Source organism: Noviherbaspirillum galbum (assembly GCF_010974945.1).
Lineage (GTDB): Bacteria > Pseudomonadota > Gammaproteobacteria > Burkholderiales > Burkholderiaceae_D > Noviherbaspirillum > Noviherbaspirillum galbum.
On sequence record NZ_JAAIVB010000030.1, the window covers coordinates 1 to 1,192 of the forward strand.

At 64.6% G+C, this 1,192-nt stretch carries 2 protein-coding genes; both read right to left on the reverse strand.

Annotated features, from left to right (window positions below; translation table 11 throughout):
* On the reverse strand, positions 1-458 hold a 458-nt coding region (locus G3574_RS08435; protein WP_163961982.1), incomplete at its 3' end, for an amino acid ABC transporter permease.
* A partial coding sequence (locus G3574_RS08440) for an amino acid ABC transporter permease (protein WP_163961983.1) occupies positions 455-1,192 on the reverse strand: 738 nt, incomplete at its 5' end. The genes G3574_RS08440 and G3574_RS08435, both read right to left, overlap by 4 nt.

A 1,192-nucleotide genomic window follows, 5' to 3' on the forward strand; every position in this document is an offset into this window, starting at 1 on the left:
GCCTGCGGCAGCACGATGTGGCCCATGGTCTGCCAGTAGTTCATGCCCAGCGCATAGCCGGCCCAGACCTGGCCGCGCGGAATGGACTGGATGCCCGCGCGCATGATCTCGCAGTAGTACGCCGCCTCGAACAAAATGAAGGTGATCAGCGACGAGGTGAAAGCGCCGACCTTGATCGGTTCGGACGCGCCGATGATCCAGGCGCCGATGTAGGGCACCAGGAAGTAGAACCAGAAGATCACCAGCACCAGCGGAATGGAGCGGATGAAGTTGACGTAGGTGGTGGCGATGCCGGCCACCAGGCCGTTGGAGGACAGGCGCATCATGGCCAGCAGGGTGCCGACGATGATGCCGCCGACCATGGCCAGGCCGGTCAGCTCCAGGGTGAAGGTCATGCCGGTCTGGAACAGGTAGACCCAGGAGCGGGCGATGACGTCGAAGTCGAAGTTGAGCATCATTTGCCTCCGCCGACGATGAAGCCGGGCACGGCCACGCGCTTCTCGATGAAGCGCATGAGGTTGACCACGACGATGTTGACGACGATGTAGATGAGGGTGGCGGCGGTGAAGGCCTCGAACACCTGGAACGAGAACTCCTGCATCGAGCGGGCGCGGGCGGTGAGTTCCATGAGGCCGATGGTCAGGGCCACGGCGCTGTTCTTGATGATGTTGAGGAATTCCGAGGTCAGCGGCGGCACGATGATGCGAAAGGCCATGGGCAGGAGCACGAAGCGGTAGGTCTGCGGCAGGGTCAGGCCGAGCGCGGTGCCGGCCATTTTCTGGCCGCGCGGCAAGGAGGCGATGCCGGCGGAGACCTGCACGGCCACGCGCGAGGAGGTGAAGAAGCCCAGGCAGAGCACGGCGGTGATGAAGGCGGCGTTGGGCAGGGCCTTGAGCCAGTTGCCGAGGGACTCGGGGACGAGTTCGGGCATGACGAAGTACCACAGGAACATCTGCACCAGCAGGGGGATGTTGCGGAAGAGTTCGACGTAGCCGTTGGCCAGGCGCACGACCCAGCGGTTGGGGGTGGTGCGCAGGGTGCCGACGATGGCGCCGAGGATGAGGGCCATGATCCAGGCGCTCAGGGCGGTGGCCAGGGTCCAGGCCAGGCCCGACCAGAGGGTGTCGAGGTAGGTCCCCACCCCATCCGGCGACGGCTCCCAGAAGATCCGCCAGTTCCAGTTGTAGTTCAT